General features: G+C 63.6%; 2 protein-coding genes. One reads left to right on the top strand and one right to left on the bottom strand.

What is annotated here, in order from left to right; translation table 11 throughout:
* Positions 1–77: 77 nt before the first annotated feature.
* Positions 78–1,645 (top strand): IS3 family transposase gene (locus tag BF12_RS0117785; protein ID WP_248623758.1). Its coding sequence is split into 2 segments (ribosomal slippage): positions 78–543 and positions 543–1,645, totalling 1,569 coding nucleotides; the frame shifts between segments, so codons are not numbered across the junction.
* A gap of 6 nt (positions 1,646–1,651) precedes the next feature.
* Here BF12_RS0117785 and BF12_RS23650 read toward each other — a convergent pair.
* A partial coding sequence (locus BF12_RS23650) for a PAS domain-containing protein (protein WP_156941219.1) occupies positions 1,652–1,814 on the bottom strand: 163 nt, incomplete at its 5' end.

Here is a 1,814-nt window from a genome sequence, read left to right as displayed (position 1 = left end):
CCCCAGTGTCAGGATGAGTGTCGCACCCTCTGATATCCTGTTCTTATAAACCGACAAGGGGGCGAAAGGAGACACTCATGCCTCGTTACTCCGAGGAGCGCCGGCAAGCCGTGGTGACCAAGCTGCTGCCTCCCCACAACCTCTCCCCGCAGGTGATCGCGGAGCAGGAAGGGATCTCGCTGGGCACCGTCTACAAGTGGCGCAAGGAAGCCCGCGCCGAGGGGCGTTGCCTGCCGGATGCTCTGGGCAAGGGCGCCGATGGCTGGTCGTCCAAGGACAAGTTCAGCGCCGTGATCGAGACCGCCTCAATGAACGCCCAGGAGACGGCGGAATACTGCCGCCGAAGGGGTATCTATCCCGAGCAGCTGGAGCGGTGGCGCCACGACTGCGAGCAAGCCGCCAGCCTCTCCCACTCGGAACGCCAACGTGAGGCCGACGAGGCCAAGCAGCAGCGTAAGCGCATCAAAGCCCTGGAGAAGGAGCTCGCCCGCAAGAACGAGGCCCTGGCAGAAACTGCGGCGTTACTGGCCCTCAGAAAAAAGGCGAGGGCGATCTGGGGGGACGAGGACGCATGATCAGCACCCCAGATCGCCAACGCGCCATCGCGCTGATCGAAGAAGCCCGGGCCCAGGGTGCCCGACTGGAGGCCGCCTGCCGCGAGCTTGGTATCACTGCCAGAACGTACCAGCGCTGGACGCGCGACGGCGAGTTACGCGAGGACCAGCGCCCTTTGGTCGACCGGCCGGTGCCGGCTAACGCACTGACACCGGCCGAAAAGCAGGAAATCCTCGATGTGTGCCATCGTCCCGAGTACGCCAGCCTGCCGCCAGAGCAGATCGTGGTGCGCTTGTTCGACGAGGAGCAGCGCTACCTGGCATCCCCCTCGTCGTTCTACCGCGTCCTGCACAAGCACCGTGAAATGGTGCATCGAGGCCGCTGCAAAGCTCCTCAGCGCCGTACCAAGCCCACGACCTACCAGACCAGCGCGCCGAACCAGGTGTGGTCGTGGGATTGCACATGGTTGGGCGGCCCAATCAAGGGGCAGCACTATTACTTAGTGATGATGCTCGACATTTACAGCCGCAAGATCACTGGCTGGGAGGTGTTCCTGGCCGAGTCGGCCCATAACTCTCGCAGCGTGCTGGAGCGGGCGGTCCTGGCCGAGCAAATCATCGGTCAGCCGCTGGTGTTGCATGCGGACAACGGCAGCCCGTTCAAGGGCGCGACGCTGCTGGAGAAGCTACATGAGCTGGGCATCACGCCATCGTTCAGTCGGCCGCGGGTCTCCAATGATAACCCCTACTCGGAGGCGCTGTTTCGCACCTGTAAGTACCGCCCTTGCTACCCCGGTGATGGGTTCGCCACGGTCGACGATGCCCGCCAGTGGGTGGCCGGCTTCGTGCAGTGGTACAACCACGAGCATCGCCACAGCGGGATCCGTCTGGTAACACCGGCACAGCGCCACGCTGGAGAAGATACCGAGGTGCTGGCCAAGCGCCATGCCATCAATCAGGCAGCCCGTGAGGCCAACCCCGCCCGTTGGAGCGGCAAGACCCGCAACTGGACGCCGGTTGGCACCGTGTCGCTTAACCCGGAGCGGGAGCTCCAGGTCACCGTCGCCGAACCGGAAAAACAGGCGGCTTGAAGGAACTCAGAGGCGACAGATTTCTTGACAACTACCGCTCTCCAGCACCTCATGCATGCGGGTGTTCTCGATCACCTCGCGGGCATCACGTCCCAATACCGCCTCAGGGTCGACGCCGAGAAACTCAGCGTACGGCGCATTGAGAAACTGGATGCAGCCGCGGGCATCT

Origin of the sequence: Cobetia crustatorum (assembly GCF_000591415.1) — a bacterium.
In the GTDB taxonomy this organism is placed as follows: domain Bacteria; phylum Pseudomonadota; class Gammaproteobacteria; order Pseudomonadales; family Halomonadaceae; genus Cobetia; species Cobetia crustatorum.
Note: the sequence above shows the minus strand (reverse complement) of the source record. Positions and strands in the feature narration are given on the sequence as shown.